A 26,469-nucleotide genomic window follows, 5' to 3' on the forward strand; every position below is an offset into this window, starting at 1 on the left:
TCTATATTGACACTTATTCATTTATATCATGTTCTTCTCTTGCTGTGTGAGACGACGTCCTTTAACATCAAACATTATTCCACCCTTAGAGAGACCAATAATTCTACTTCCATATCTCTCAGCCAGTTCAAGAGGAATCACAGTTAATACCGTCACCCTCTCTTCTTTACACAACGTTCTTAACTGTTCAAGTACGCTTTCAACGGATTTGGGATCCAGACCGACGACGGGCTCGTCTGCAAGAATGACCTTCGCCCCATGCACAAGAGCGCGTGCAATAGCAACCCGCTGACGCTCACCACCGCTTAATTGCCCCATCTTTAAATGAGCCTTTTCCAAAAGACCCATACTCTCAATGACATCCATTGCACCCATATAGTCATCTGAACGAACCATACCTGTCAGCATACGCCACCATGGCGTCTGATTTGATTGACCAATGAGCACATTTTTTAGAGCCGTGCGTTTAGGATTAAACTCCGGGCTTTGTTCCAAGTATGCCCATTCTTTTTTGAATTTCATTTTGCCAACAATCCCGAGATTTAGTACATCAACCCCATCTACATCGAAAGTTCCTTGATCCCATTTCATATTTAATGATAGACAGCGAAGTAGCATGCTTTTCCCGCTTCCGCTAGAGCCCACTATCGTAATCAATTCCCCTTTATGGAATTGGATATTCACATCATGAAGAACAACATCTTTTTGTACCCCAATAAATTTACTCAGACGTTCCACAGTAATCATTAATATGACACTCCTCTTAATTCTTTCCTATTAGTGTATTGGAAAAGACGTTGGATTTCCATGCAAACAAACGTTCTACATAAATACTATTTCGACGGACGATACCGAAACCCTGCTAATCCAAACAATAAATAAGAAAGACCAAGCACAATAAACATGCCTTCCTCCCAATGATAGAATATCATAATTCCACTTATACTCGGGCCAACCACACTGCCAATATTAAATTGAAAAGACGCCACAACGTTGGCTGCCGGGAGCAGTTTGCGTGGTAATACATCTGCCGCATATGCAAGTCCCAATGAGAAGAAAGAACCGACCAATCCCCCAGCAAACATCATAAGTACCATACTCCACCAGAAATGATAACCTACCATAGGTATGATTGAAAAAATAAGACCGCCTGATATCCCGCAGAACATTAGTATTTTCTTACGTCCGAAACGATCACTCCAAATTCCCAAAGGGAGCTGAAGTAGTAACCCACCAATTCCTATCGCCGGTAATAATGAAGAAATTTGATTCTCATTATAACCAATTTGTAGCCCGTACAATGGGAAGCTGCTATTCATACTCGCTTCCATATATCCATACAGCAATGCTGGAATGAGAGCATACCAAGCTATCATATAGCTACGTCGAAAACGGTGTTTCTCATTCGCGCTTCCTGCAACTTTCTCAGGGCGCTCATTTGGAAGTTTAACAAGAACGAATATCAATACGAGGAATATACATATACTCAATATGATAAAAGGGACTTCCTCCCCAAATGGAAGCAGTTGAATTCCAAGTGGACCTAGACTAAATCCAAGCCCATATGACATGCCATAGATGGAGAGATTTCTACCTCTTTGATTCGAAGGTGAGAACATCATAACCCACAATTCATACCTTCAAATTCGGAATCCATGGGAAAACAAGCAGACTAAGCAGTACAAGCACCAGCCCACTGACAATTAACTTCTTGAAGCCTAAAGCCCCTAATACTTTTTCTGCCACGATCATCATCGCAAAGGATCCTATGTAAAGTGCGGCTGAATTCAAACCGTTCATCATTTCTGAGATACCCATCTGGTCCAATAGAATGGCTAATAAAGGAAGAAGCATCCCTTGCGTCATTCCAGTGACTACAATGACAGCGATGAGTATGAGATAATGAGAACGTGTTACATTATGATGCGTCAGTTTAGTCATGTTAGTATCGATCGACACGCTGTTGCCCCCTTAGACTATTCCACATTATAGTGGACAATAACGATCAGAACAAGCCATAATAAAAGAAGTGTAAGAAATGATGGAAAGGTATGAATTACATGAACTATAAAGTGAATGTTGATGTATCATCGATCTACGAACTTATGGCAAGTTTTATGGTATATACTTCGAAAAAGTGGACTGACAACATGGATATGGGTCCTGATTGGGTTCAACAAGTAGATAATCAGCTTTCATCAAGCGTACGCACCACATTGGCTCCAGCATCTTCTTGGCCATTCTCTGATTTTGATGTGTTGTATATCTGGATCATTCATAGACAAACAGGTGATGATGTCGATCCTTTTCTTGAACATTTACATCATTGCAGTGACGATTCCCTATTCAATATAGCGTCTCCTTATCTGCCTAACCTGTCCCTAGACGAGACAAGACGTATCCGTGACGACTATGGACCTTTGTTAAAGCTATGGTATCTTCACTATTTCAAAACCATTGAACACGAGATTAAACCTCTTCTCGAAGAAGATGCTTTAGAAAAGAAAACTCTTTTGACCAAAATGGATCCCGAAAATTTAATTGAATACGCTTCTGGAGGTCTTATAGTTGAAGACATGCAGGATTTAGAAACCGTTGTGCTCTTCCCTACCGTTCATAATCGTCCAATTAATACATTTTGTTTCTATACCAATATGCTACTTATTCAATATCCTGTAGATGTGCCTGAAGATAATGAAGATGAGCCGCCTATGTGTCTTACTCGTATGACCCATGCACTTGCTGATCACAATCGTCTTCGTTTACTTCGATTTGTCGCAGATCAACCCAAGTCGCTTGCTGATATGCATCGTGATCTGAATCAACCGATGGAGACCCTGATGCACCATCTCATGATTCTTAGAGTGGCCGGGTTTCTACGTATTCATCTCAGCGATCGGAACAATGATAAATTCAGTATCCGTCCCGATGGCGTAGCAGAACTTCGAATGTTCTTAGAATCATATATACAGCTTTAGGAGTGAAACCTATTGAACACGCGTCAACAAATTCTTTTTGACCTAGATGATACACTCATTCATTGCAACAAATATTTCGGACTTATTCTCGATCGATTTCTTGAGTTAACACATGACTGGTTCAGTGATTATGAACTAACAACCGTTGAAATTCGTCAGAAACAAATTCAGATTGATATCGCTTCGGTGCAGAACGTTGGATTTAAAAGTGGTAACTTTCCTCAATCACTCATTAATACTTACCGTTACTTTAGTTCTAAATTCCAGCGTCTAATTCATCCCCATGAGGAAGATCAACTCTTACAACTGGGCCTTAGCGTATACGATCTAGAAGTAGAGCCTTATCCAGGAATGGTTGAGACACTTGAATTGCTTAAGAGCAACGGTCATCAACTGCATCTCTATACAGGTGGAGAGGCAGCCATTCAACAGCGGAAGATTGATCAAATGAACTTGAGAATGTACTTCGATGAACGAATTTATATTCGTGAACATAAAAATACAGACAGTCTTGAGCAAATTTTACGAAGTGGGCAATTCGATCGTTCATCCACTTGGATGATTGGGAATTCCCTTAGAACCGACGTCATGCCCGCATTAACTGCAGGAATCTGTAGCATTTATATTCAAATTTCAAATGAATGGGAATATAATATTGTTGAACTGAATAGAACTCCTGATCATATCCTGTATACCGCTACCTCCATTGATGAAGTCCCTGAATTCATTGCACATAAAATAGATCTTGAAATGAAACAACGGACCCTAAATTAAAGGGATCCGTTGTTTTTTTGCTATTGCTCTATCATAAGTTCGCCTGTATCTAGGCTTTTAACAAGAAGTCTACCTTCACTTGGTGTACCATCCTGCAAGGAGATCTTCAGCTTTCCGGTCTTACCTTTCTCAATGAGAGCCTTCACTTGAGTATCACTTAATAACCGTCCGAAGTTCTCTTTCCATATAACAAATTTACAACCTTCTTTATAATGGGAACAACCATACCCTTTACGCCCCATGAATATCATTCCACCGCAATCAGGTCGCGGACACTTGCCAATCATTTGGGGAGCAGCTGAAGCAGATTCAGAATCCGAGGATGAGCTTGCTTTGCCAGCAACCTTGCTTTTCTTCGGAGCTGCTGATTTCCCACTAGCTGCTTGAGTCTTCGTAACTGCTCTCTGTGTTGAAGGCCCACTCTCAAAAGAGGTCTTATCCGCCCTAGATTGCACGCGCACCTTGTCCACGATCATCGTAGCGAATTTCTTCACATTGCCCATGAATTGCTCATCAGACGCGGTACCACGTGATATCTCGTTCAATCGCCGTTCCCACTGCCCTGTCATTTCAGGCGAGGTTAGGAGTTCAATACCCGCACCACGAATTAATTCGATAACCATGCGACCTTTTTGCGTGAGTTCAATTCTCTTACCTTGCATCTCTACATAGCCCACACCTTTCAAGCGCTCAATGGTAGCTGCTCGAGTTGCCGGTGTTCCTAGACCAGAGTCTTTCATGGCATCACGTAACTCTTCGTTCTCAATCTGCTTACCCGCACTTTCCATAGCTTTGAGAAGAGTTCCTTCTGTAAAGTGTTTGGGCGGCTGAGTATCCTTCTCTTTTACGATTGCATCTGTACATGTAACACTATCATTTCGTAGAATCGAGAATGGTTCATTTACTTCATTTTCCTCTTCGTCCTCTTCATCCTTATCCTTCGCGTTCGGCTTCTTAACAGCTTCTTTCTTTTGGTCCGCAATAATGATCTTCCAACCTAAACTTAAAAGCTCTTTAACCGTTGTTTTGAACATCTCGCTTTCCACTTCCGTCATAACGGTATGAACTTTGTATTCAGCCGCTGGATAGAATTGTGATAGAAAACGACGCACGATGAGATCATATAACTTCTGTTCATCAGGACTAAGATTGGTAGCCTTACGATGAGTAGGCATAATCGCATGATGATCCTCTACTTTCGAAGGATTACAAATCGATTTATTACCTATATGAACTAAGCTACGATCTGCTCCCGCTACCAAATCGGAGTACGCTGTGCTTTGTAGAACAGACAATGTTTTATGCATTTCCGGAATATTCTGTTCCGTCACGTAGTTTGAATTCGTCCTCGGATACGAAATCACTTTGTGCTTCTCATAAAGTGCCTGCGCAATATCCAATGTCTTCTTTGCTGAGAAAGAATATTTCCCGTTAGCCTCACGTTGCAGAAGAGTCAAATCGTACAATTTATTGGGATGCTCTTTTGTTTCTTTCACTTCATAAGATGCTATTCGTCCATGCTGTCCCTTAACTTTAGCTGCCAAGGCCTCCATTTTAGGCTGATCAGTCATTCGTTCTCCTTGCCACATTCCTTTGTACGTAACTTCGTTTTGCGTGAAATGGGCTTCCAAATCAAAGAACTTTAATGACGAGAAGGCTTCAATTTGCTTCTGCCTATCGTAAATGAGCGCTAGAACAGGAGTCTGCACCCTCCCTACCGATAGCAATACATTATGTTTCGTTGTAAAGGCCCGAGAACCATTCATCCCAATCAGCCAGTCTGCTTCACTTCGTGCCCTTGCTGCTTTGGTTAAGTTCTCGTATTCGGATCCTTCCTTTAACTCTGCAAATCCTTTTCTGATCGTTTCAGGAGTTAAATCCGATATCCAGAGTCTTTTGACAGGCTGAGTTAATTTCAAGTGCCGCTGGATGAGTGAGAATATATGCTGACCTTCTCGTCCAGCATCACATGAGTTAATAAGCAAATTGCTACGTTTAGCTAATTCATCAATGACCTTAAGTTGATCAAGTGTTCTTGTATTAGGCACCAGCATAAATGGATCAGGAATAATGGGGAGATCTTTGATGTTCCATCTCTTATATTTTTCATCATATGCATCCGGCTCTGCCAGCCCAATTAAATGACCGATTGCCCACGTAATAATATATTGTTCACCTTCTAAATAAGATCGATAATTCTTAGCCTTGGGCTCAATTGCGGCAGCTATATTTCGACCCATATCGGGTTTTTCCGCAATAATGAGTGTCTTCAATAGATTGTCACTCCTTACATACTAATTCAATGTCATTTTAGAGGTTGTTCAAAAGGTCATCATTTGATCACGAAGGTTACCAAGAAGACTTTTTGAACTCACACTTTTAATATATCGTATCATATAAAAGTTATGTAAACTATGTTATTTCTCAATCTATGAAATCCGAGTTTTTGGTAACCTGTGTTAATCTATCAATACGTACAACATTTTTCCTGTATATGATTTTGATTATTTTAGCGAATAATGTCGATTAATATACTGGGAATATAGTAATTAACTAGTCTTTATTCCATTTATACTTCTATAAAAAAAGAAATAAGTGGTGTTATATTACTTTTTAGTTGACAACAGACTATAATTAGGAATAAAATTCAAATGAAGAACATCATAAAAAGTCGAATAACAATTTTATTTGTCGAATTTTTTGATTTACTATAAAGGGGGAAATTAATATGTTAAAAGCAACAGGGATAGTAAGAAAAGTAGATGAACTAGGTCGTATTGTTTTACCCATAGAATTACGTAGAACTCTAGGAATTGAAATTAAAGACGGGTTAGAAATTTATGTAGATGGAGATCGTATTGTACTAAAGAAATATGAGCCTTCTTGTATCTTTACAGGAGATGCAGAGAACCTTGTTTATTTCAAAGGTAAAATGATTAGTAAAACTGCTCTTGAAGAAATGATAGAAGTATATAATCAGAATTTCTCCAAATAGAAACGGCTGTGCCATCCTTTTTTCAAAGACGGCACCCTTTTCAGTGGAAATATAATAGAATCGAATAAATAACAATAGGGCTGCTCCCCAAGACCATATTCCGGTTCTCGGGGAGACAGCCCTATTTCATATTACTTTCGAATATACGTACAGAAATGATGATCATAGAGATTCTTGTCATCTCGAATTCCACGTGTTTCCTCAGTTAAAGTCCAAACAGACCAATCTGTCTCAGGAAATACAGTTTCACCTTCAAAGTCAGCATCTATTCTTGTCACAAGTAGTCGATCCGCAACCGGCATCCATTCTGCATAAATCTGAGACCCACCAATGACCATTAACTCCTGATCTTGTACCAAGTCTAACACCTCTTCTACAGTACGAACAACATGAGCTCCTTGTGCTGTATATTTCGGGTCACGTGTCATGATGATATTCATCCGATCCTTTAATGGCTTACCGCCGAAGGATTCCCATGTTTTCCTACCCATGACAACTGGTTTCCCAATCGTTTGTCGTTTGAAGAAAGCCATATCATGTGGTAGGTGCCAAGGCATTCCGTTATCTTTCCCCACTACACCATTTCGTCCCATTGCCCAAATCATAGTAACTGTCATGTCTGTTCCCCTACCCCTTCTATATAGCGACTGGAGCTTTTATTCCAGGATGATGCTCGTAATTAATGAACTCGAAATCTTCGAAGCAATAATCAAAGATAGAATCTGGTTTACGTTTAATTTCTAATACAGGAAGATCATAGGTCTCACGTTGTAGCTGTGTTCCAACCTGCTCCATATGATTCGAATAGATATGCACATCGCCACCAGACCAAATAAACTCTCCAACCTCTAATCCGCACTGCTGAGCCACCATATGGGTAAGTAATGCATAGCTCGCAATATTAAACGGAAGCCCTAAGAACGTGTCTACAGAACGCATGGTGAGCATACAGGATAGCTTCCCACCAGCCACGTAAAATTGGAATACAAAGTGACATGGAGGTAACTTCATATTATCAATTTCTCCCACATTCCACGCACTGACAATATGACGCCGAGAATCAGGGTTATTCTTAATCGCTTCAATAACGTTAGCAAGTTGATCAATTCTCTCACCGCTAGCCGATTCCCAAGCTCTCCATTGCGAGCCATACACGGGGCCTAATTCACCATTCTCATCTGCCCACTCGTCCCATATAGAGACGCCATTTTCTTTCAAATACTTTGTATTCGTATCCCCACTAATAAACCATAACAACTCATGGATGACCGACTTAAGATGGACTCTTTTTGTTGTCAATAATGGAAATCCCTTAGATAGGTCGAAGCGAAGCTGGCGACCGAAAACGGATAGCGTTCCGGTACCTGTCCGATCTTCTTTCGGTGTACCATTGTCTAATATATCCTGTAACAATTCTAAATAGTTTTTCATTGTTCATGAGCACCTCACTATTATTCTATATCTGTAATCTTTTTTTATGATTCAGCTATATACGAATGCATTCATTCTTGTTTGCATATAATGTGATTTTCTAGTGATTTTTTTAGATGGAATCACGTCACTAAAATCAACAATGCTTCTATTCTTTTTCTTTATCATTATATACTTACTTCTATTATAACTACAAACCGAATCCGCTGTCACATTAATAACTACTCCAGTATTGTGCATTTCTTGAAGTGGTCGAATGACGGATACTCTCTTGTTCCGAGGCTTGCAAAATCATTATGCTGTCAATATCCCCTTTATCTTCCCATTTAATGTAGCCTTTCTTCTCTAACTCTGTAAGGACGTATTTAATGCTGGGATGATGTTGGAATATCTAGTAGCTAACAATGCAATGTTGGGGGAACTTATCCGTAGAACGCGCGTTGATACACCACCGACTCAACAACGAAAGCCAATAGGTAACAGTAAGTCATCTTTGGATTCACTCGAAGGATTTAAAATGAAAGCTTCGGATTGATAAATGATAAAGTCCCCTAATTAAATTGGATTTGTAAATAAGAATTCTTTCAGAATGGTTAGGGCAAGATATATTTTGAGACTGCGCCATAAGTAGCAGCGTTCATAAAAACGAGGAGTGAGATTAGATGACTAAAAACAATGCACGTAATCGAAACGATGGTTCTGATCGCACCACGACCAATAATGATGGCGTTGACACTGGAAAAGCTGTTGGAACCGTGGGTGGTGTTGCTGTGGGCGCTGTCATGGGTTCCGCTTTGGGTCCTGTTGGAACCATCGTAGGTGGCATCGTAGGCGCAACATTGGGCAATAAAGTGGGTAAAGCTGTTGAAGATAACGATAATGACAACGATACACACCGAACAGAATAAACAGGTGCTAGCAAAGATTCAGGTTTTATCCTTACCTAAACGTTAAAAAAGGCTCTACCAGTTTATATACCGGTAGAGTCTTTTTTATCATTAATACATTATTAAACCCGCATGTTCTTTATTCTATAAAGAACCGTCAGTCATTAATACCAACGGTCAAATGTCACTTGTTTACTCACAGGGACAGGATATAACTTGCGGTTACGCTGTTTCCCAAAGACCAGATGGTTTCATTTACGGATGAACGAAACTGTATCTTTTTCAATGCGGATTTTTCCATCTGCATCTCCTCCTTGTGTTCTGCAGCATAACCAGTCCAAGCATTCCGGCTAAACGATAGATTGCCCAATCGCTTTCTCCGCACGCTCAATATGCTTCCGTCTTCGCTCCGGTTCATCCACATTACGAGTGGCAATATTGCCTGTCTGATCACTTGTGGTACCTGTGTCCCCTCGAGGCATGTCACTATATACTGCCGTCATAGTTGGTTCATCCGGAATGTATTCTGTAACTATATATTCTCTAGCTTGTTTAAGATATTTTTCAACAGCATCTTTTGTGGCTTCCTCATCTATTCGGTGGATATCAAATGATAATTGTTCAGCTCCCATTCCCCTCATCTCCTCATATGTTATAATTCATGAGAGGTAACATTTACCAATTTACCCCCACGACCGGCCAGGTATTGGGGGTCTTTTACAAATCTCGCCCAAGAAGGGAGAGTAACGATGTTTAAAAAGATAATAAATTATGTTCTTCTTTTAAGCGTGGTCTTTTATCTATATTTCCTTTACAAAATCATCATCTTTGATTTACAAACAGATATAACTAAACTTGCTAAATTAAAACTTAACTCTGCTTATGTCGCATTATTTATGGCGGTAGTTGCCTTTATAAGATCACATTTAAAATAGTTCATGTCTGTAATTCCCAATTCCAAAGTCCTTGCTGACCTTTAACTGAGATCGGATCCTCTAGCGGTTTTACATCAGCAAGCTTCCAGGCATAACGACCATCACTGTAATCACCAAAATAGTACTCATCAGGGAACTTCCCAGCCCACCCTAACGTTATACCCTCAGCAGTCGTACTCTTGAGCCATACAGGTATCCTATCTTCTTGTTCAGATGCCTTCCTTTCAACCATGTAACAACCTGATAAGTTACATGTTGCTAGGATTGCACCCGTAGGTAAATCATTAATGGTCAGGATTCCATGCTTTCGCAGAGTCATGTAAATCACTTCGTTCATCCAAGCATCCTTATCGACTTTCTTCCCAGCATGGATCGCCAAAGGTCCCCTGTGCTTAGTCGCCCAGCTACGCGTTTCAAACTTCTTCTCACCAAGTGCTATCAATGTCGCCCATGGTTGAATGATGGTTATAGCTTTCATATTTTATTTTCCTCCTTGGGAACAATCACATCGAAGATCAGTTCAATTCGTCCAGCCCGCCGGTTATCAACGACCTCATCCTTGATATCCGTTACTTCCGCTTGAGCGTCAATCCCATGCTTTTGTAAAATCTCAATGATATGTTTCTCTAGTTGTTCCTCTGTCCATCCAGAAAAATCAGGTGAGTCTTGCTTGGTAACGACCTGAATCATTCTCGGACCCACACCCTTTTTGATATGCCCTTTACTAACCAGCTGCTACAAGAGACAGAACGCTGTCGAATGCGACTTTAAATTAAGATGCTCAGCGATCTCCCGGACAGTTGGTGGGTACGTATTATTAATGATGAATGACTTTATGAAGGCTAGTGCCTCGGTTTGACGCCAGGTTAACGGTTTGGTTGTCATGTGTTGTCACTCCTTGAGTGCTTATATATTCAAAATAGTTATTCCGGTTATTTTTTTTACTTTTAGGCAGAAGCCCAATTCATTTCATGGGCTTCTGCATAGGATGCTGTATAAATTAATTAGGAGGTTTTATTTTGAATTATCCATTACATCCAACGCATCAAATGCACCACCCAATGCACCACCCGTCACAAATGCACCACGCTATAACGGTCCACCCGGTCGATCCATATGTCGTTGAAGCTTTAAAGTGTCACCTAGGAAATCCTGTTGTGCTTGAAACCACACGCGGAGCCCTCAACGGATGTGTTGTTGAGGTCAAACCAGACCATGTTGTTTTAGAAACTAGAGGTAGGAAATTCCTTGTACGTATTTGCGAAATTGTCTGGATAATGCCTGAATAGATTGCTAATCAGAAGAGCTGTGAAATCAGCTCTTTTTTTGTACCCTCATACTTATATATTCAATACAGGGTATAAGCTAAAATAACGTAACCTAAAATTCTTCCGTTTCGATGCACTCAATACCACTCAATTCTCCTGCTCGTATCAGCACACTTTTTGGTCTTTAGCCCTCCAGCATCTTAGGAAATTCAGTATTAGCATTCATTCTGACATCAACGAGTTTTTTCACTTCCAGCACCAATGATCCATTCGCTATGATTTGGGAAGCTACACCTGTTATGGATTTAGCTCTATTCATTTCCTCTACTAGCTTTTCACCAGTCAATTCATCGTCCCCTAAACGTTCGAGTTGTTCAAAGCACCTAGCGTGCTTCTCATATCCAATTCCTCCTCTTGATACTTCGCTTTATCTTCGTACTACGCAACAACAGCTTCAGACTTTAAATGTTCAGACACTATTTTTAGTCCGATTAAATATCCGTAGATTCTCCAAGGCATTTCCATTTCATCATTACTTAATGTAATGGGCATACTATTGAAAAATTGTAGGAGGTTCTCTATGTCTAAAGACGATGGTTTTATCAATGAACAACGAAGACAGTACACTGATCTTGCAACCGTAGAATCCCAACGCAACGACTTAGTTGCAGAAGAATTCTCAGACGGACCATATGGTTCACCCATTAATGCGGAATCGTTGGGCAAAAGTACGCCATGGCGTATTGATCAGCGACCTCCTAATCGATTTGATTACGAAAATCGAGAGTTACATGCAGGAACGGAACGTGAATATCCAGGCGATCAAGGGCAAGGTAATGCAGCCTTAGAAACTTTTAATGACCCAGAAACTCAGAATAGTTGATGTAATCTCCCAGCTGACCGTTCCCCAACATTACTGGCTGGGAGAGTTGTTTTAATCTGAATATATCGCTTTTTCTTCGAACTACGAAGCTACTAACTACCCTTTACAAGTGATATTTCTCTTGATTTGAATGTCAAACAAAAAAATTAGTACAAACGTTCGTATAAAGGTATACTAGAGGTATATTAAAGCCAAAGGAGTCTTGCCTAATGAGTCAAAGAGTTCCCTACAATGATGTTGCACCTGATGGTATGAAAATCATGATGGATATGGAGATGTACACCAAAAAGTCTACAATTAGTCGAACCACAAGAGAACTTATCAAAATTAGAGTCTCTCAAATTAACGGTTGTGCCTTCTGCATAGATATGCATACATCCGATGCTCGTAAAATGGGTGAAACCGAACAACGAATTTATTGTTTAAACGCTTGGAGTGAATGTACTTTTTATACACCTGAAGAGAGGGTTGCTCTCGAACTATCTGAGCATATTACTCTAATCCCTACCAAAAGAGTTCCTGAAGACCTATATAAACGAGTACGTGAACAATATGACGAGAAACAATATGTTGACCTTGTTCTTATCATCAATCAAATCAACAGTTGGAATAGAATTTCTATTGCAATGGGTAATACAGCAACTGAAAAATAATTGCTCTTAACGAACATCTTTTGATGTTCTTTTTTTAATATGTATTATGTGTCTTCTTCGCACTAATCCATCTTTTATAATCTTCTAACTCTCGAATACCCAATCCCCACAAATAATACATTCGCCTATAATACAACCGCTAGCCATTAGGTTGATCCGTTGATTGTACACTCTGTAACTGTATCATGACCCCACCTCTTCCCCAGACAATTCAATGAGGGCATTGATTCATCCGTTATCACTCCTTTTGGTATATATATTTGGTATAATGTTTCCGAGGTGAAAAAAATGAATGGTAAAATATTTGTTACTATCATGGTTATTGTTTTGTTGGTAATTGGCGCTTGTTCTTTATTCGTAGCGCAACTTATTAGTTCCTGATAATATTTAATAGTTGTACTCTCCTTGCTATTTATTTGCGTAAATACATCAAACTCAGATCAATCAAAACGTTGCATCTATCCATATCAAACATCGCAATGTGTACAACAACATAAAAAAAGGAAGGAACGTAGTTACGTTCCTCCCTTCCGATAATAATTATGCCTATTACTTTTTACGTGGAGCCATCGCGTGAATTGGAAAACCAAGGCCTAACTCAGCAGCATCCATCACGATTTCACCCAAGGTTGGATGTGCATGAATTGTCAAAGCGATATCTTCAAGTGTAGCACCCATTTCAATAGCCAAACCAAGTTCAGCAATTAAGTTAGAAGCTTCAATACCTGCAATATGACATCCTAGTAGAAGATCTGTACCTTCTTCAGAAATCAATTTCACAAATCCATCTGTACTATTCAGAGACACTGCACGACCGTTACCGGCATATGGGAATTTAGCTACAACAACTTTATAGCCTTTTTCCTTCGCTTCTTTCTCTGTATAACCAACGCTTGCACATTCAGGATCTGTAAATGCTACTGCAGGAATACATTTGTAATCTACTACAGATGTTTGACCAGCAATAACTTCAGCAGCTACTTTACCTTCATATGAAGCTTTATGTGCAAGGGCAGGGCCCGCAACGATATCACCGATGGCAAAGATATGTGGGTAGTTCGTACGTCCTTGATGATCTACCTTCACTAAACCTCGATCATCCATTTCGATACCTACAAGATCAAGACCAAGTTCACCATCCGTATTAGGACGACGTCCAACCGTTACAAGCAAGTAATCAGCAGTAACTTCCTTCGTTTCTCCACCAACAGAATATTTGACTGTAACATCTTTATCTGTTTGTGCAGCACTCTCTGCCTTCGCACTTGTAATAATCTCAATACCTGTTTTCTCCATGCTCTTCACAACTAGCTTAGTCATATCCGAATCGAAGCCGTTTAGAACGGATTCCAATCCTTCAATGATCGTAACCTTAGTCCCAAACTTCGAGAACATTTGGCCAAGTTCAGCACCAATATATCCACCACCGATAACGATCATGCTCTTTGGAATTTCAGGAATTTCCAACGCTTCCGTCGAAGACATGATACGTCCACCGAAAGGAAATGGTTTAAGTTCAATTGGACGAGAACCTGTAGCAATAATACAGTTCTTGAAACGGTAACGTGGAGATTCGTGATCATTAAAGACACGAGCTTCGTTCTCATTGATGAACATACATTCACCATTGAATACTTCCACTTTATTCCCTTTAAGTAGACCAGCTACGCCACCAGTCATTTTCTTCACAACATTGTTTTTGAATTCTTGTGTTTTGGTAAAGTCTACTTTCACATTCTCAGTCATAACACCAAATGCTTCACCATGTTGTGCAGACTCATATTGATGAGCTGCAGCAATCAAAGCTTTGGATGGAATACATCCACGGTTAAGACATACACCGCCGACTTCTGATTTATCTACAATTAGAACTTTTTGGCCTAGTTGAGCAGCACGAATAGCTGCTACATAACCACCAGGACCTGCACCTATAACCAATAAATCGATATCTAGAGAAGCGTCTCCTACTACCATGATTAAACCTCCATTACTAGCGACTCAGGATTATTGAGTAGCGATTTAATATAGTTCATGAAATGTTGTGCAGTAGCACCATCAATAATACGATGGTCGAAGCTTAAGGACAATGCCATTACTTTGGCTGCCACAATTTCACCGTTCTTAATTACTGGCTTGTCAGAAATACGGCCTACACCCAAGATAGCAACTTCAGGGAAGTTAATAATTGGAGTAAAGAACATACCACCAGCAGAACCAATGTTGGAAATCGAAATCGTGCTACCCTTCATTTCGCTCGCACTCAATTTACCATCGCGTCCACGAACTGCAAGATCAGTAATAGCTTCAGCAATCATCCAAACGCTTTTACGATCAGCATCTTTAATAACTGGAACGATCAAGCCGGTAGGTGTATCTGTTGCAATACCGATGTTGTAGTATTTCTTGTATACAATCTCATTGCTTTCTTCATCAATCATCGCGTTAAGAGCAGGGAATTGACGACTTGCGGCAACCAATGCTTTTACGATAAATGGTAGATAAGTAACTTTGATGCCTTTTTTCTCTGCGATTGGTTTCATACGAGTACGGAAATCAACCAGATCAGTTACGTCTACTTCGTCCATAATAGTAACATGTGGAGCGGTATACGCTGATTTAACCATTGCATTTGCAATTGCCTTACGGATACCCTTGAATGGAACACGTTCTTCTTCAAGACTAGTATTACCCGTAGTACTTGTAGTTGAGGATGCTTTTGGTGCAGCTTCTGCAGATGCGCTAGCAGCTACCGGTACAGAAGTTGCTTGACCACCATTCTTGAAGGATTCAACATCTTCCTTCGTAATTTTACCATTCGTACCCGTACCCGTTACGTTAGAGATATCAATCCCTTGCTCACGAGCCAATTTACGAACGCTAGGTGTAGCAAGGATATCTTTGTTAGGAGCGACTGGAGCAGCTACATCAGCAGCTGGGGCTGGTGTAGAAGTCGTATCCGCACTACCTTTCGCAACATCTGCTTCTTGTGTAGAGTGTGCTTCTGCAGGCGCTTCTTCTTGATGAGGAACATCGCCTACAGCATCAATAATTGCAACGACATCGCCTACACGACATACTTGTCCGTCCTTAGTTAGCACTTCAAGTACTGTACCATTCACTGGACTCGGAACTTCAACGACCGCTTTGTCGTTCTGTACTTCCATAACGATATCATCATCCGTAATGACATCGCCTTGTTTAATATGCATTTTAATAATTTCACCTTCATGTAAGCCTTCGCCTAGTTCTGGGAAACGATATTCAAATTTAGCCAATGTGTTTACCTCCTTGTTTGTGCATGAACCATTTTAGAATTCCATTACTTTGTTTACTGCAGTAATAATACGGGCCGGTGTTGGGAGCCAAGAATCTTCGATTTGCGCAAATGGATAAATAGTATCTGGACCCGCTACACGAAGAACTGGAGCTTCAAGGTGAAGAAGAGCCTTCTCATTAATTTGTGCAATAACTTCCGCTGCGATACCCGCGCTCTTTTGAGCTTCTTGTACAACAATTGCACGGTTTGTTTTCTTAATAGATGTAATGATCGTATCGATATCAAGCGGACTCAATGTACGAAGATCAATGATTTCAGCTTTAATTCCACTCTTCTCTAGTTCATCAGCTGCTTTGGTAGCAGTATGAACTGTCATACCATAAGAAATAATCGTTACATCCGAACCTTCACGAACGATGTTAGCCTTGCCTAGTTCAACGGTATACTCACCTTCTGGTACTTCCGCACGGAATGCATGATACAAATTCAAGTGCTCCATGAAGAATACTGGATCATTATCGCGAATTGCAGCAATCAAAAGACCTTTTGCGTCATAAGGATTGGAAGGTACTACTACCTTTATACCCGGAGTTTGAGCAATCAAACCTTCTAAGGAATCTGTGTGAAGTTCAGCTGCTTTTACGCCACCACCAAATGGTGTGCGGAATACGATTGGAGAATTGAAACGTCCTCCTGAACGATAACGCATACGAGCAGCTTGAATTAACATTTGATCTAGTGCTTCAAAGATAAAACCAATGAATTGAATCTCTGCAATAGGACGGAATCCTTGAATCCCTAGTCCAACCGCCATACCACCGATTGCCGATTCAGCGAGTGGTGTATCAAATACACGATCTTCTCCGAATTCTTTTTGCAAACCTTCTGTTACACGGAAAACACCACCAACATTCCCTACGTCTTCACCGAAGATTAGTACATTCGGATCACGTTCTAATTCAACGCGCATCGCATCGCGAATCGCTTCTTTCATGTTCATTTGTGCCATCGCTTCTTTATCCTCCTTAAACATTCACAGTCAAATAAAAGTCATTCATTAAAATGTCATCAAAACGAAATAAATCTATTTTTATTCGAAATCGGCTTTTTGTTCTTCAAGATGTTGCGGTGTATGTTCATACATACTGTCAATCAAGCCTGAGATCGTCATTTTTTCAACTTGCTCTGCTTTTTTGATCTGTTCGTTAACTTTTGCTTTAGCTTCTTCTCTCACACGAGCTGTGTCTTCTTCATTCCAAAGACCCTTTTTATCCAAGTATTTAGCAAAGCGTACAATTGGATCCTTCAAGCTCCATTCAGCTTCCTCTTCTTTAGTCCGATATTTAGAAGTGTCATCAGACAAAGAATGCGGACGGAAACGATAGGTTACTGCTTCGATCAATGTTGCGCCTTCTCCATTACGGCCACGTTCAGCAGCTTGTTGAACAGCACTTATGACTGCGAAGATATCCATACCATCAATTTTAATTCCTCTAATGCCTGCGGCAATTGCTTTATGTGCAATTGAAAGTGCAGCGGTTTGTTTAGAGAATGGTGTAGTGATTGCATAACCATTGTTCTGTACAAAGAAAATAACAGGAAGTTTATAGACACCTGCAAAGTTCAAACCTTCATAGAAGTCACCTTCAGATGAACCACCGTCACCCGTATAAGCGATTGCTACTTGTTTTTGTTTCTTCAATTTGAATCCCATCGCAATACCCATTCCGTGAAGGATTTGCGCACCAATAATAATTTGTGGCATTAATACGTTAACACCTTCTGGAATTTGACCTCCATGTTGGTGACCACGGGAGTACAGGAATGCTTGATAAAGCGGTAGACCATGCCACACTAGTTGTGGAATGTCACGATATCCTGGACATATAAAGTCTTCTTTCTGAAGAGCGAACTCACTACCAACCATAGTTGCTTCTTGACCAGATACAGGAGCGTAGAAACCAAGTCGGCCCTGACGTCCTAAATTAACTGCACGATCATCCCATGTACGAGTAAATACCATGCGATACATAATTTCTTTCAATTGATCATCGGTAAGATCCGGCATCATATCTTTATTAACAATTTCACCATCTGGAGAAAGTACCGATAATGCCTCAACTTCCTCTGCATACACTTCATAAGGAACCTTACTCATTTTCTTCACCTCGACAAAATAATTTGATTTATCATGTGCACCTGTTATAGAATTATTATACACCTGTTCTATACGTTCGTCAAAGGCAAATGCCAGTTAATTTCATGATTATTGATTTTTGTATGTATAACAGGGCAATATAATTAGTATAACAGTTCAACCTTATTCACTTAAACAACTCTCAACAATTTTATCTCATTACTATACTTATTGCAAAAATACACTCTAAGAAAAGGTGATCACTCATGACAGATTCACGTTATTTGAAACGAACCATAATTAAGGATCATATAACCAGTAAATTTTTAAATGAAACACGTAACCTCCGTATTTACTTCCCCCCTGGTTATAATGAGCTTGTTAGCTATCCTGTTGTTTATTGTCAAGATGGGGAAGAATTTTTCAATTTCGGCAGAATTGCCACGATTGCCAATCGCCTCATTCTCGATGAAGGTGCAGAACCCTTCATTATTGTAGGTGTCGAAGTGGATACATCTGTCCGAACGGCAGAATATGCACCATTTGGGGACAGATTTCACAACTATATGAAATGCTTCGCTGAAGAAATTATTCCCTATGTAAGTGGCAAATATCCTGTAAGAACAAACCCAGCTGACATCGTGATCGCGGGTGATTCCCTTGGAGGAAGCGTATCTCTTCATATAGCACTTCAATATCCACATCTATTCACAAGAGTTCTTAGTCTGTCCGGTGCATACTATGAAGCGTCACAAGAGATTATTGCTTCTCAACAAGATTTATCTTGGTTGAACATCTACATGATTGTAGGTCTACAGGAGAATGAGTTCCAAACAGATACCGGTGTATATGATTTCGTTCAACTTAACAAGGACACACAGAACCTGCTACAATCCCGTGGAGCGCAAGTCCATTATGAAGAGAAAGACGGTCGACATCTTTGGGGTTTCTGGCAGAAAGAACTACCAGAGGCACTTTTATATTTTTTAAAAGAATAAGGTTTATCTCCCCCAACTGCGAATCCTAATATCCTTCTCTTTATAGTAGGAGAATTAGGATTCATTTTTCACCCCGTAATGATTGCGCTTTCAACCATTCTTCAAAAAACGGCATGTTGTGACATGCCATTTGATAAAAGTTCAAAAAATGACTTTCCGAACTTCCTCTATAAGTGAAATTATAACTTTTCTTTCTTTATCTTGTCTAGTAATACCGAACAGCCAGCGTCCATTAACCCATATACCTCTTCAAAATTCCCTGTAAAATATGGATCAGGCACTTCGCGTAAAGTTTCATTAGGCAATAAATCCATATAACTAATAATCTGAGCGTCTTCTCCTCCTTTTATTTTCCGAAGATTAGACAGATTGGATTGATCCATACATATAATGTAGTCGAAATTTGTAAAGTCTTCGCTTAATACTTGTCTTGCGATCATTCCTTCGTAACTAATACTGCGCTCATCTAACAGTTTCCTAGTTCCTTCATGTGGAGGATGACCTAGATGCCAATCCCCTGTTCCAGCAGAATCAACCGTAATCTGTCCCTCTAATTCATTGATCTTAATTTTATCGCGCAGTACAGCTTCAGCCATTGGTGAACGACATATGTTACCCAAACAAACAAATAGAACGTTAATCATACAATCCTCATCCTTTTTTTGAATTCTGCTTCTTCCATTGCTGCATAACACCTGACAATACAACTTCAATTGTACCAACAATACTTAACATTTGTACAACCATGCAATCTCAATTATACTTATTCCTAGGTTTCTCACTTCATTTAGAAGATAACTACACTGGAGGATCAATAACATATATGACACAGAAACGGGTAATTATTTTTTCAGGAGGCCAACTCTATTCAGAGTACTTGAAAGAGATCCAAGAAGATGACTTCATTATAGGTGCCGATAAAGGCGCATTATTTCTAATACATAATCATATTCACCCACATTTATCTGTCGGTGATTTCGACTCCATCACACCACAAGAAAAAGAAATCGTTTCTTCATCAAGCGTTACAATGATTTCCTGCGATGCTTTTGACAAAAATCTTACGGACACTGAATTGGCCTTCGATTTAGCTCTCGAACAACAGCCTACTTGTATTTTACTTGTCGGGGGTACAGGTACACGTCTTGATCATACTCTAGCCAATATTCACTTGTTAAACAGAGCATTACAGCATCATATCTCATTCGCTATATTAGACAACCATAATTATATTACAATGACCGATTCTACACTTGAAGTCAAAGATCTAGGTTATACCTTTGTATCTCTACTACCCATGACATCCGAAGTAACAGGAATTACATTACAGGGTTTTGTCTATCCTTTAGATCACGCCACTTTACGTCAGGGGCAATCCCTCGGGATCAGCAATCGGCTTTCTAGCAATATAGGAAACATTACTGTCGAATCTGGATCGCTACTTGTTATTCAAAGTAAAGATTAACAACTACATTTTTGTAACTAGTTTCAACTTATGAAATAAAAGCCGATAACACCTACTACAACTGGGTATATCGGCTTTTTTTTGTTTTTAAATGACTTTTTGATTTCGTATATTAAATTCTAATTGAATTTTAATAAAGGGGCTCTAACTACTGCTATAGTAGACTCTTATATCAAATACCAACTTTTAGGTGGTTACAAAACTGTTATACTTGGTCACAAGCCCAGAACATTACAACATTAGAAACCAACTAACGGAGGTATTACAATATGAAAAAACAAACATGGACTCATAGATTCGCAGTCGTAGGAATTTGCTCATCATTAGCTCTCACAGCAGCGGCAACGGTCGCTAGTCCAGTAGCCGAAGCAGCAACCACATCAACGGCATCAATATCCAAAGCGAACAAAATCGCTAACTACGGTAAAACCTTTTTGAAAACTCCATACAAGTTCGGCGCTGCTACTACAACAACTAGATACTTTGATTGCTCATCTTTAATGAAACGTATTTACGGTAAATTCGGAGTGAATCTACCTCGCACATCTGTTGCTCAATCCAAGATGGGGGTTGCCGTTTCCAAAGCTAATCTTAAAACGGGAGATTTATTATTCTTCTCAACTGGAAGTAGAGCGAATGGAAAGAATGTAACTCATGTTGGTATGTATGTCGGAAATGGTAAAATGCTTCATACTTATGGATCACCTGGTGTAATGTACACAGATATTAATAAAGCACATTGGAAGAATACGTATCTAAAAGCACGTCGCGTTCTTTAGTACGTCGTTGAATCTCTCAAAACTTTATAAGTATTCTCACATGCTGACAGTTTAGTAAACTGTCAGTTTTGTTATCTTCCAATCTTTACTCCCCTATTAATATATAGCCAACCCCACGTGAGGTATGAATCATTTTATGACGATGGCCCTTATCAATCTTTAATCTTAAATAACGTATATACACATCAACCACATTCGTACCAAGCGAATAATCATATTTCCATACTAATTTCAGAATCCGCTCTCTACTACATACCTGATTCACATGTCTTGCTAAATACAACAATAGATCGTACTCTTTGGGCGTTAACTCAATACTCTGAGTATTACGCCTAACCATACGACTTCTAGGATCGATATAGAGTTCCCCTATCGTGATAGGAAGATTATTCTCAGTATTTTCAATCTCTATCAGGTTGAATAGGTTACGTATTCGAACTAATACGATCTCGATCTGAACAGGCTTCGTGATATATTCATTTGCTCCTGCAGCGAACCCCTTAATAATCTTCTCGCTCATCATGATATCGGACAGGATCAGGATTAGGAAAAATCCCATCCTTGTTCGCAACTGGCTTATCACCTCAAACTCATTCCCTTTACTTCCATAATCCAGTATTAACATATCAATCTTATGGCTTTCAACATATTCTACTGCCTCTATGTCATGACCAACCTCGATCACTTCATATTCCTCTATTCTCAACGCTTCAATTATGGGTACAGCAGATTCGCCTTCATAATTCACATAAAGGATCGTTTTATTCACAGACTCCCACCCATTTCCCACTAAAATGACAATGTATATGACACTATTCCTTTAGCTTTCTCCAAAAATAAAAATCCATCCCTCAACATGAGGGATGGATCATAACGAATATATTCATTTCATTAGCCGATCAATATTATACCGTCTTGGATGCCCACTCTTCTACATTCCATTCTTTCGTTACCCAGTCTGCATAAAATTCGGGTTCATGGGATACTAGAACTACTGTTCCTTTAAATTCCGTAAGCGCCCGCTTCAGTTCAGCTTTAGCAAGGATATCTAAATGGTTCGTAGGCTCATCGAATAGAATCCAGTTCGCTTCACGCATCATTAACTTACATATCCGAACTTTAGCTTGCTCTCCACCACTCAACATAGCTAATGGACGTGTAATATGGTCATTCTTGAGACCAACACGCGCTAGATGTGAACGCACTTCACTTTGAGTGAGTGATGAAAATTCATTCCACACGTCATCAAGAGGCGTGATTTTGCCAGCAATCGCTTCCTGCTCGAAGTATGCTGGTTGCAGATATTCACCTAGGTATGTTCTACCGCTTAGAGTAGGTATTTTACCGAGAATTGTTTTGAGTAATGTAGACTTACCTACACCATTACAACCAACGATAGCTATCTTATCTCCACGTTCGATCAACATACTCATCTTAGGAAGTAGAGCGTGACTATATCCAATCTCGAAATCAATACCTTCGAATACGGTTTTAGCACTTGCTCTAGATTCTTTAAAATGGAATGTCGGCTTAGTAGCTTCCTCTGGTTTCTCAATGCGATCCATCCGGTCCAATTGTTTCTCACGACTCTTCGCCCGAGTGGAAGTTGAAGCACGCGCCTTATTACGATTAATAAAATCTTCCTGTTTCTTAATGTAATCCTGCTGTTTCTCATAAGCATCGAAATGTTGATTCTTATTCATATCAGCCATCTCAAGGAATTTCTCATAATTCGCAGTGTATCTTGTTAATTTGGTAAATTCCAAATGATAAATAATATCCACAATTTGATTCATGAAGTCTGTATCATGTGAAATCAGCATAAAGGCATGCGGGTAGTTCTTCAAATACTGTGTCAACCATTCAATATGCTCCACGTCCAAATAGTTCGTAGGCTCATCAAGCAGTAGCACTGTCGGTTTCTCAAGCAATAACTTTGCAAGTAATACCTTCGTCCGCTGTCCACCACTTAAAGAAGCTACATCCCGATCCAAACCAATGGCGGTAAGCCCAAGACCTTGGCTCATTTCTTCAACTTTAACGTCAAGCAAATAGAAATCGCCAATTTCTAACTGTTCTTGAATGTCACCCATTTGCTCTAGAAGTATTTCCAGCTCTTCTGGAGTAGCATCACCCATTTTGTTCGTAATCTCTATCATTTCCTCTTCAAGCACCAAAAGAGGTAAGAAAGCATCTTTGAGAACATCACGAACCGTTTTACCTGGTGTTAACTTCGTATGTTGATCCAAATAACCAAATTGAACTCGCGGAGTCCATTCAACTTTTCCGCTATCTTTGAGCAGTGTACCCGTTAGAATATTCATCAAAGTAGATTTACCTACCCCATTGGCACCAACAAAACCTACATGCTCCCCATCTAACAAACGAAAAGAAACATCTTTAAACAACGTACGCCCACCAAAATTATGGGATAAATCCTCTACAGTTAATAAACTCATTTCTACTCTTTAACCCCTATCTATATTAAAAATCATTTGATCTCATATGTTTGACCGTCAAGATTTCATTATAACATAAATAGGAGGTGTGACGAAACTATCATTTCCTATAAACTTCCCCTTTATTTATTTCACTTTATCAATCAACTAATAAAATGACCGCTACGTTGACGGATTGTTCTTACGATCGCTGTTACTACAAGATTACACCAACCTCTTTATGCTATAAAAATTAATTAATATGTAACTAAATAGGATATGTTCCGTTTAATATATAACGGATTGCAAATATTAAGTGCGACAGTTGCTAAGAAATGAAAATAGCTTATCTCCGATGATGAGCTAAGAATAGCCCTGGCACCACATCACAGATAACCAAGGAACTGCCTCGGTTGAAAAATCCCTCACGAAACATTCACAAAAAAACCTGTCGCACTTGGCTTGATAATTTGTCATAAAAATATATATAAGAGGTGAAGGATTAATGGTTAAAAACAGTCTATTTATTCTGTTAATGGTATTGGCATTATCTAGGTGCGGAAGCGGAGTCGTAGAAACAAATTTATCTAAAGCGTACAATGTGGAAGATGCGAATAACAACCAAGGTATTGAAATAGCAAATTTTGATGATATATTTTTGCTTGCTAAAGATGAAAAGGATGGGGTCTTTAACGAAGTCACCGTAAAAACATTAGATCAAAATAAGACATTCTCTTGGATAACGGACTCCAATCCCACATACTATCCGACTATCAAAACAGCTGACATTAATGGTGATGGTACTAAAGAGATTGTTATTATTACCACCCCTAGCACAGGAAGCGATATAAATATACAAGAATTACATGTACTACGTTCTAAGGATTTAATGGAGTTGCAAATTGATGATCCACTTACTTATATAAATAAAAACATTAAATCAAGTATATCTAAATCACATGGAACAGTGAAAATCCTTATTCAGACAAATTCACAAAAACTGGATAAAGTATTCAAGGAGGAAGATGCCGGTTTATGGTTTGACGAAGTAAGTTTTAATAACCATATAAAATATGAACTCGTAGAAAATAAAATAACAGCTACTCTTTTAGGGACAGCATCTCCATCTCTAGTTGTAGTTTCCGTCAAAGTCGATTATGACCAAAATTTAAAAGCGATTGACCTCGTAATATCAGATATTAAGGAATGAAATATAAAAAATAAGAATCAGCTTCCTTAGAGGCTGATTCTTATTTTTCGTAGGTGTTTTATCCGATTTTTTTAATACCCACTCAACCGGAAGAAAGTATGTTTACCGAGGACTACGCTTTCCACGACTTCCGTATAAGTAGAGCCATTAAAGGTATACTTTAGTACACCATCTATAACCTTCGTTTTACTTGTATACGTGCTTGTTCCGTTAAACCACAGGCACTTACCAATTGGATTTGTCCCTCCGTTGGTCGCCACACTCAAAGATTCTGTCCAACCACTACTGGCGGAAGTATCTGGGCAACGCGCATTGTTATTCGTCATTCCATCGAATGCTCCAGTTTTAAGAGCGATCCCCACAATCGTATTACCACCGAATTCAGTTGTATTCTTTGCCTTTCGGTTTACTACAACGTGGTAAACCCCTCTCTTACCTTCAACAGATTCCCCTCTAGCCTCAGAATAGATAAGACGTGCCAAAATATCAACACTATCAAGCCCATCAAATTCAGTAAAACCTGTTTGGTCTGTCAAACATGCTCCTGCCATTGTAATTCCTCCAATTATTTTTCTATGAGCACAGAGACTAGTGGATGTCGTTGTAATCAGTTCATCCCGTACTGATCATCTTCGATCTCTCGTTCTCATACTAAGTAAAGTGTCACTACTTAATGAAAATACAACCTTCCCCATAAAATAAATTAATAAAGTTGTAAGTATCAAATAGCACCCATCTTGTGACAAGAAAATGGGGTAAATATAGAATAATGCTAGTTTCTATTGAATACATGTTTTTATTTATGTAATATACGATCTTTAAACCTTTGCAACATGATGCCACCTTTAACAGGCAGAAAAAAGGCCAGCATACATCGCCGGCCAAATCTTCCTAGTAAAATAGAAGTATATTAGAAATAGCTATGAAGAGTACGATATAAAACTCAAATCGCTATAGTTTAATTTGCTCAATGTACTCAGTGTAGTCTGGGAGGGAATTCATGTCATAGCTAAGAACAGATCGAATGACCTTTTCAATAATATCCTGTTGCAGATCACTTCGTTCATTAGGTTTCGCGCGTTGACTAACCTTAATGATTAGAGGGCGAAACATGACGATAATTTGATTCATCGCTTCTTTATCCCCTGCCTTTGCCCTTTGAACTAGAATGAACAAGTCTATATCAGTCATTTCTTTTTTAGCACCTCATCTCGAATGATCTGAAGCATTTCCATAATTGTATTGTTCAGCTTTTCAATTTTCTTTTCAAACCGAAGTAGGAGGTAACCTGTTAGCACGATTGGAAACCCTAGCGTTGAAATTGATGTAGTCACGATTGAAATCAATGTCGGAGTATCCAT

31 protein-coding genes and 1 pseudogene are annotated in these 26,469 nt (G+C 39.4%); 12 read left to right on the plus strand and 20 right to left on the minus strand.

Annotated features, from left to right (window positions below):
* Window positions 1–21: 21 nt before the first annotated feature.
* Together ACP8HI_RS09805 and ACP8HI_RS09810 are read right to left on the minus strand one after the other, a co-directional pair.
* A complete protein-coding gene (locus ACP8HI_RS09805) occupies window positions 22–747 on the minus strand; it encodes a phosphonate ABC transporter ATP-binding protein (protein WP_438350905.1) in 726 nt (241 codons plus the stop codon).
* Window positions 748–833: 86 nt separating this feature from the next.
* Window positions 834–1,941, minus strand: a pseudogene (locus tag ACP8HI_RS09810) (MFS transporter).
* Window positions 1,942–2,060: 119 nt separating this feature from the next.
* Here ACP8HI_RS09810 and ACP8HI_RS09815 point away from each other — a divergent pair.
* Window positions 2,061–2,978 carry an ArsR/SmtB family transcription factor gene (locus ACP8HI_RS09815; RefSeq protein WP_438350906.1) on the plus strand — a complete coding sequence of 306 codons (918 nt, stop codon included), beginning with the start codon at window positions 2,061–2,063 and terminating at the stop codon, window positions 2,976–2,978.
* Between the two features lie 12 nt (window positions 2,979–2,990).
* Window positions 2,991–3,752, plus strand: coding sequence for an HAD family hydrolase (locus tag ACP8HI_RS09820; RefSeq protein WP_438350907.1), 762 nt, complete (start codon window positions 2,991–2,993; stop codon window positions 3,750–3,752).
* Between the two features lie 20 nt (window positions 3,753–3,772).
* Here the strand turns inward: ACP8HI_RS09820 and ACP8HI_RS09825 are convergent, their stop codons facing one another.
* Complete coding sequence (locus ACP8HI_RS09825) at window positions 3,773–6,025, minus strand: DNA topoisomerase 3 (RefSeq protein WP_438350908.1); 2,253 nt, start codon at window positions 6,023–6,025, stop codon at window positions 3,773–3,775.
* 455 nt (window positions 6,026–6,480) lie between these two features.
* Between ACP8HI_RS09825 and ACP8HI_RS09830 the strand changes: the two genes are divergently transcribed.
* Complete coding sequence (locus tag ACP8HI_RS09830) at window positions 6,481–6,747, plus strand: AbrB/MazE/SpoVT family DNA-binding domain-containing protein (protein ID WP_438350909.1); 267 nt, start codon at window positions 6,481–6,483, stop codon at window positions 6,745–6,747.
* 131 nt (window positions 6,748–6,878) lie between these two features.
* On the opposite strand, the gene ACP8HI_RS09835 is transcribed toward ACP8HI_RS09830, so the two are convergent.
* Together ACP8HI_RS09835 and thyA are read right to left on the minus strand one after the other, a co-directional pair.
* The gene (locus tag ACP8HI_RS09835) at window positions 6,879–7,364 is read right to left on the minus strand and encodes a dihydrofolate reductase (RefSeq protein WP_438350910.1); all 486 of its coding nucleotides are present in this window, start codon (window positions 7,362–7,364) and stop codon (window positions 6,879–6,881) included.
* 19 nt (window positions 7,365–7,383) lie between these two features.
* The gene (thyA, locus tag ACP8HI_RS09840) at window positions 7,384–8,178 is read right to left on the minus strand and encodes a thymidylate synthase (protein ID WP_438350911.1); all 795 of its coding nucleotides are present in this window, start codon (window positions 8,176–8,178) and stop codon (window positions 7,384–7,386) included.
* Between the two features lie 662 nt (window positions 8,179–8,840).
* On the opposite strand from thyA, the gene ACP8HI_RS09845 reads away from it, so the two are divergent.
* On the plus strand, window positions 8,841–9,086 hold the full coding sequence (locus ACP8HI_RS09845) for a glycine zipper domain-containing protein (protein ID WP_438350912.1): 246 nt from the start codon (window positions 8,841–8,843) through the stop codon (window positions 9,084–9,086).
* Between the two features lie 329 nt (window positions 9,087–9,415).
* Here the strand turns inward: ACP8HI_RS09845 and ACP8HI_RS09850 are convergent, their stop codons facing one another.
* Window positions 9,416–9,697 carry a hypothetical protein gene (locus ACP8HI_RS09850; protein WP_438350913.1) on the minus strand — a complete coding sequence of 94 codons (282 nt, stop codon included), beginning with the start codon at window positions 9,695–9,697 and terminating at the stop codon, window positions 9,416–9,418.
* Window positions 9,698–9,814: 117 nt separating this feature from the next.
* On the opposite strand from ACP8HI_RS09850, the gene ACP8HI_RS09855 reads away from it, so the two are divergent.
* Window positions 9,815–10,000 (plus strand): hypothetical protein, encoded by a 186-nt coding sequence (locus ACP8HI_RS09855; RefSeq protein WP_438350914.1) that lies wholly within the window; start codon window positions 9,815–9,817, stop codon window positions 9,998–10,000.
* A 1-nt stretch (window position 10,001) separates the two neighbouring features.
* Here ACP8HI_RS09855 and ACP8HI_RS09860 read toward each other — a convergent pair whose 3' ends face one another.
* Genes ACP8HI_RS09860 through ACP8HI_RS09870 form a run of 3 tightly spaced genes read right to left on the minus strand, consistent with a single transcriptional unit; the run spans window position 10,002 to window position 10,885 of the window.
* On the minus strand, window positions 10,002–10,478 hold the full coding sequence (locus ACP8HI_RS09860) for an ASCH domain-containing protein (RefSeq protein WP_438350915.1): 477 nt from the start codon (window positions 10,476–10,478) through the stop codon (window positions 10,002–10,004).
* Window positions 10,475–10,690 carry a hypothetical protein gene (locus tag ACP8HI_RS09865; RefSeq protein WP_438350916.1) on the minus strand — a complete coding sequence of 72 codons (216 nt, stop codon included), beginning with the start codon at window positions 10,688–10,690 and terminating at the stop codon, window positions 10,475–10,477. Before ACP8HI_RS09865 ends, ACP8HI_RS09860 begins: the two co-directional genes overlap by 4 nt.
* Window positions 10,691–10,735: 45 nt before the next feature.
* Complete coding sequence (locus ACP8HI_RS09870; protein ID WP_438350917.1) at window positions 10,736–10,885, minus strand: hypothetical protein; 150 nt, start codon at window positions 10,883–10,885, stop codon at window positions 10,736–10,738.
* A gap of 134 nt (window positions 10,886–11,019) precedes the next feature.
* On the opposite strand from ACP8HI_RS09870, the gene ACP8HI_RS09875 reads away from it, so the two are divergent.
* Complete coding sequence (locus tag ACP8HI_RS09875; protein ID WP_438350918.1) at window positions 11,020–11,289, plus strand: DUF2642 domain-containing protein; 270 nt, start codon at window positions 11,020–11,022, stop codon at window positions 11,287–11,289.
* A 163-nt stretch (window positions 11,290–11,452) separates the two neighbouring features.
* Here ACP8HI_RS09875 and ACP8HI_RS09880 read toward each other — a convergent pair whose 3' ends face one another.
* Complete coding sequence (locus ACP8HI_RS09880) at window positions 11,453–11,587, minus strand: hypothetical protein (protein ID WP_438350919.1); 135 nt, start codon at window positions 11,585–11,587, stop codon at window positions 11,453–11,455.
* A 261-nt stretch (window positions 11,588–11,848) separates the two neighbouring features.
* Here ACP8HI_RS09880 and ACP8HI_RS09885 point away from each other — a divergent pair, with 261 nt between their 5' ends.
* Both ACP8HI_RS09885 and ACP8HI_RS09890 read left to right on the plus strand, forming a co-directional pair.
* Window positions 11,849–12,151, plus strand: coding sequence for a hypothetical protein (locus ACP8HI_RS09885; protein ID WP_438350920.1), 303 nt, complete (start codon window positions 11,849–11,851; stop codon window positions 12,149–12,151).
* Between the two features lie 209 nt (window positions 12,152–12,360).
* Window positions 12,361–12,804 carry a carboxymuconolactone decarboxylase family protein gene (locus ACP8HI_RS09890; RefSeq protein ID WP_438350921.1) on the plus strand — a complete coding sequence of 148 codons (444 nt, stop codon included), beginning with the start codon at window positions 12,361–12,363 and terminating at the stop codon, window positions 12,802–12,804.
* Window positions 12,805–13,353: 549 nt separating this feature from the next.
* Here the strand turns inward: ACP8HI_RS09890 and lpdA are convergent.
* From lpdA to pdhA, 4 genes are all read right to left on the minus strand, one after another.
* A complete protein-coding gene (gene lpdA / locus ACP8HI_RS09895; RefSeq protein ID WP_438350922.1) occupies window positions 13,354–14,778 on the minus strand; it encodes a dihydrolipoyl dehydrogenase in 1,425 nt (474 codons plus the stop codon).
* Between the two features lie 2 nt (window positions 14,779–14,780).
* Entirely contained in the window at window positions 14,781–16,079 is a 1,299-nt protein-coding gene (locus ACP8HI_RS09900; RefSeq protein ID WP_438350923.1) for a dihydrolipoamide acetyltransferase family protein, read from the minus strand.
* A gap of 33 nt (window positions 16,080–16,112) precedes the next feature.
* A complete protein-coding gene (locus tag ACP8HI_RS09905; protein WP_438350924.1) occupies window positions 16,113–17,090 on the minus strand; it encodes an alpha-ketoacid dehydrogenase subunit beta in 978 nt (325 codons plus the stop codon).
* 81 nt (window positions 17,091–17,171) lie between these two features.
* Window positions 17,172–18,239 carry a pyruvate dehydrogenase (acetyl-transferring) E1 component subunit alpha gene (gene pdhA, locus ACP8HI_RS09910; protein ID WP_438351768.1) on the minus strand — a complete coding sequence of 356 codons (1,068 nt, stop codon included), beginning with the start codon at window positions 18,237–18,239 and terminating at the stop codon, window positions 17,172–17,174.
* Window positions 18,240–18,484: 245 nt separating this feature from the next.
* Between pdhA and ACP8HI_RS09915 the strand changes: the two genes are divergently transcribed.
* On the plus strand, window positions 18,485–19,216 hold the full coding sequence (locus ACP8HI_RS09915) for an alpha/beta hydrolase (protein WP_438350925.1): 732 nt from the start codon (window positions 18,485–18,487) through the stop codon (window positions 19,214–19,216).
* A gap of 179 nt (window positions 19,217–19,395) precedes the next feature.
* Here the strand turns inward: ACP8HI_RS09915 and ACP8HI_RS09920 are convergent, their stop codons facing one another.
* Window positions 19,396–19,860: a low molecular weight protein-tyrosine-phosphatase gene (locus tag ACP8HI_RS09920; protein WP_438350926.1), complete on the minus strand. Its 465-nt coding sequence runs from the start codon at window positions 19,858–19,860 to the stop codon at window positions 19,396–19,398.
* A 179-nt stretch (window positions 19,861–20,039) separates the two neighbouring features.
* Here ACP8HI_RS09920 and ACP8HI_RS09925 point away from each other — a divergent pair, with 179 nt between their 5' ends.
* Together ACP8HI_RS09925 and ACP8HI_RS09930 are read left to right on the plus strand one after the other, a co-directional pair.
* The gene (locus tag ACP8HI_RS09925; protein ID WP_438350927.1) at window positions 20,040–20,681 is read left to right on the plus strand and encodes a thiamine diphosphokinase; all 642 of its coding nucleotides are present in this window, start codon (window positions 20,040–20,042) and stop codon (window positions 20,679–20,681) included.
* A gap of 269 nt (window positions 20,682–20,950) precedes the next feature.
* Window positions 20,951–21,460, plus strand: coding sequence for a C40 family peptidase (locus ACP8HI_RS09930; RefSeq protein ID WP_438350928.1), 510 nt, complete (start codon window positions 20,951–20,953; stop codon window positions 21,458–21,460).
* Window positions 21,461–21,545: 85 nt separating this feature from the next.
* On the opposite strand, the gene ACP8HI_RS09935 is transcribed toward ACP8HI_RS09930, so the two are convergent.
* Both ACP8HI_RS09935 and ACP8HI_RS09940 read right to left on the minus strand, forming a co-directional pair.
* Entirely contained in the window at window positions 21,546–22,229 is a 684-nt protein-coding gene (locus ACP8HI_RS09935) for a response regulator transcription factor (protein ID WP_438350929.1), read from the minus strand.
* A gap of 136 nt (window positions 22,230–22,365) precedes the next feature.
* Window positions 22,366–23,919, minus strand: coding sequence for an ABC-F family ATP-binding cassette domain-containing protein (locus ACP8HI_RS09940; protein WP_438350930.1), 1,554 nt, complete (start codon window positions 23,917–23,919; stop codon window positions 22,366–22,368).
* Between the two features lie 484 nt (window positions 23,920–24,403).
* Between ACP8HI_RS09940 and ACP8HI_RS09945 the strand changes: the two genes are divergently transcribed.
* Window positions 24,404–25,108 carry a hypothetical protein gene (locus ACP8HI_RS09945; protein WP_438350931.1) on the plus strand — a complete coding sequence of 235 codons (705 nt, stop codon included), beginning with the start codon at window positions 24,404–24,406 and terminating at the stop codon, window positions 25,106–25,108.
* Between the two features lie 71 nt (window positions 25,109–25,179).
* Here ACP8HI_RS09945 and ACP8HI_RS09950 read toward each other — a convergent pair whose 3' ends face one another.
* The 3 genes from ACP8HI_RS09950 to ACP8HI_RS09960 form a co-directional block, all read right to left on the minus strand.
* Entirely contained in the window at window positions 25,180–25,659 is a 480-nt protein-coding gene (locus tag ACP8HI_RS09950) for a cell wall hydrolase (RefSeq protein WP_438350932.1), read from the minus strand.
* 400 nt (window positions 25,660–26,059) lie between these two features.
* Window positions 26,060–26,299, minus strand: a complete 240-nt coding sequence (locus tag ACP8HI_RS09955) for a helix-turn-helix domain-containing protein (protein WP_438350933.1) — start codon at window positions 26,297–26,299, stop codon at window positions 26,060–26,062.
* On the minus strand, window positions 26,296–26,469 hold the full coding sequence (locus ACP8HI_RS09960; protein WP_438350934.1) for a YvrJ family protein: 174 nt from the start codon (window positions 26,467–26,469) through the stop codon (window positions 26,296–26,298). Before ACP8HI_RS09960 ends, ACP8HI_RS09955 begins: the two co-directional genes overlap by 4 nt.

Source organism: Paenibacillus sp. FA6 (assembly GCF_051550225.1).
In the GTDB taxonomy this organism is placed as follows: domain Bacteria; phylum Bacillota; class Bacilli; order Paenibacillales; family Paenibacillaceae; genus Paenibacillus_AQ.

Coding starts and splice junctions, on each gene's coding strand:
- ACP8HI_RS09805 (WP_438350905.1), bottom strand. CDS start 747: ATGATTACTGTGGAACGTCTGAGTAAATTTATTGGGGTACAAAAAGAT.
- ACP8HI_RS09815 (WP_438350906.1), top strand. CDS start 2,061: ATGAACTATAAAGTGAATGTTGATGTATCATCGATCTACGAACTTATG.
- ACP8HI_RS09830 (WP_438350909.1), top strand. CDS start 6,481: ATGTTAAAAGCAACAGGGATAGTAAGAAAAGTAGATGAACTAGGTCGT.
- ACP8HI_RS09835 (WP_438350910.1), bottom strand. CDS start 7,364: ATGACAGTTACTATGATTTGGGCAATGGGACGAAATGGTGTAGTGGGG.
- thyA (WP_438350911.1), bottom strand. CDS start 8,178: ATGAAAAACTATTTAGAATTGTTACAGGATATATTAGACAATGGTACA.
- ACP8HI_RS09845 (WP_438350912.1), top strand. CDS start 8,841: ATGACTAAAAACAATGCACGTAATCGAAACGATGGTTCTGATCGCACC.
- ACP8HI_RS09850 (WP_438350913.1), bottom strand. CDS start 9,697: ATGGGAGCTGAACAATTATCATTTGATATCCACCGAATAGATGAGGAA.
- ACP8HI_RS09855 (WP_438350914.1), top strand. CDS start 9,815: ATGTTTAAAAAGATAATAAATTATGTTCTTCTTTTAAGCGTGGTCTTT.
- ACP8HI_RS09860 (WP_438350915.1), bottom strand. CDS start 10,478: ATGAAAGCTATAACCATCATTCAACCATGGGCGACATTGATAGCACTT.
- ACP8HI_RS09865 (WP_438350916.1), bottom strand. CDS start 10,690: ATGATTCAGGTCGTTACCAAGCAAGACTCACCTGATTTTTCTGGATGG.
- ACP8HI_RS09870 (WP_438350917.1), bottom strand. CDS start 10,885: ATGACAACCAAACCGTTAACCTGGCGTCAAACCGAGGCACTAGCCTTC.
- ACP8HI_RS09880 (WP_438350919.1), bottom strand. CDS start 11,587: ATGAATAGAGCTAAATCCATAACAGGTGTAGCTTCCCAAATCATAGCG.
- ACP8HI_RS09885 (WP_438350920.1), top strand. CDS start 11,849: ATGTCTAAAGACGATGGTTTTATCAATGAACAACGAAGACAGTACACT.
- ACP8HI_RS09890 (WP_438350921.1), top strand. CDS start 12,361: ATGAGTCAAAGAGTTCCCTACAATGATGTTGCACCTGATGGTATGAAA.
- lpdA (WP_438350922.1), bottom strand. CDS start 14,778: ATGGTAGTAGGAGACGCTTCTCTAGATATCGATTTATTGGTTATAGGT.
- ACP8HI_RS09905 (WP_438350924.1), bottom strand. CDS start 17,090: ATGGCACAAATGAACATGAAAGAAGCGATTCGCGATGCGATGCGCGTT.
- pdhA (WP_438351768.1), bottom strand. CDS start 18,239: ATGAGTAAGGTTCCTTATGAAGTGTATGCAGAGGAAGTTGAGGCATTA.
- ACP8HI_RS09915 (WP_438350925.1), top strand. CDS start 18,485: ATGACAGATTCACGTTATTTGAAACGAACCATAATTAAGGATCATATA.
- ACP8HI_RS09920 (WP_438350926.1), bottom strand. CDS start 19,860: ATGATTAACGTTCTATTTGTTTGTTTGGGTAACATATGTCGTTCACCA.
- ACP8HI_RS09925 (WP_438350927.1), top strand. CDS start 20,040: ATGACACAGAAACGGGTAATTATTTTTTCAGGAGGCCAACTCTATTCA.
- ACP8HI_RS09930 (WP_438350928.1), top strand. CDS start 20,951: ATGAAAAAACAAACATGGACTCATAGATTCGCAGTCGTAGGAATTTGC.
- ACP8HI_RS09940 (WP_438350930.1), bottom strand. CDS start 23,919: ATGAGTTTATTAACTGTAGAGGATTTATCCCATAATTTTGGTGGGCGT.
- ACP8HI_RS09945 (WP_438350931.1), top strand. CDS start 24,404: ATGGTTAAAAACAGTCTATTTATTCTGTTAATGGTATTGGCATTATCT.
- ACP8HI_RS09950 (WP_438350932.1), bottom strand. CDS start 25,659: ATGGCAGGAGCATGTTTGACAGACCAAACAGGTTTTACTGAATTTGAT.
- ACP8HI_RS09955 (WP_438350933.1), bottom strand. CDS start 26,299: ATGACTGATATAGACTTGTTCATTCTAGTTCAAAGGGCAAAGGCAGGG.
- ACP8HI_RS09960 (WP_438350934.1), bottom strand. CDS start 26,469: ATGGATACTCCGACATTGATTTCAATCGTGACTACATCAATTTCAACG.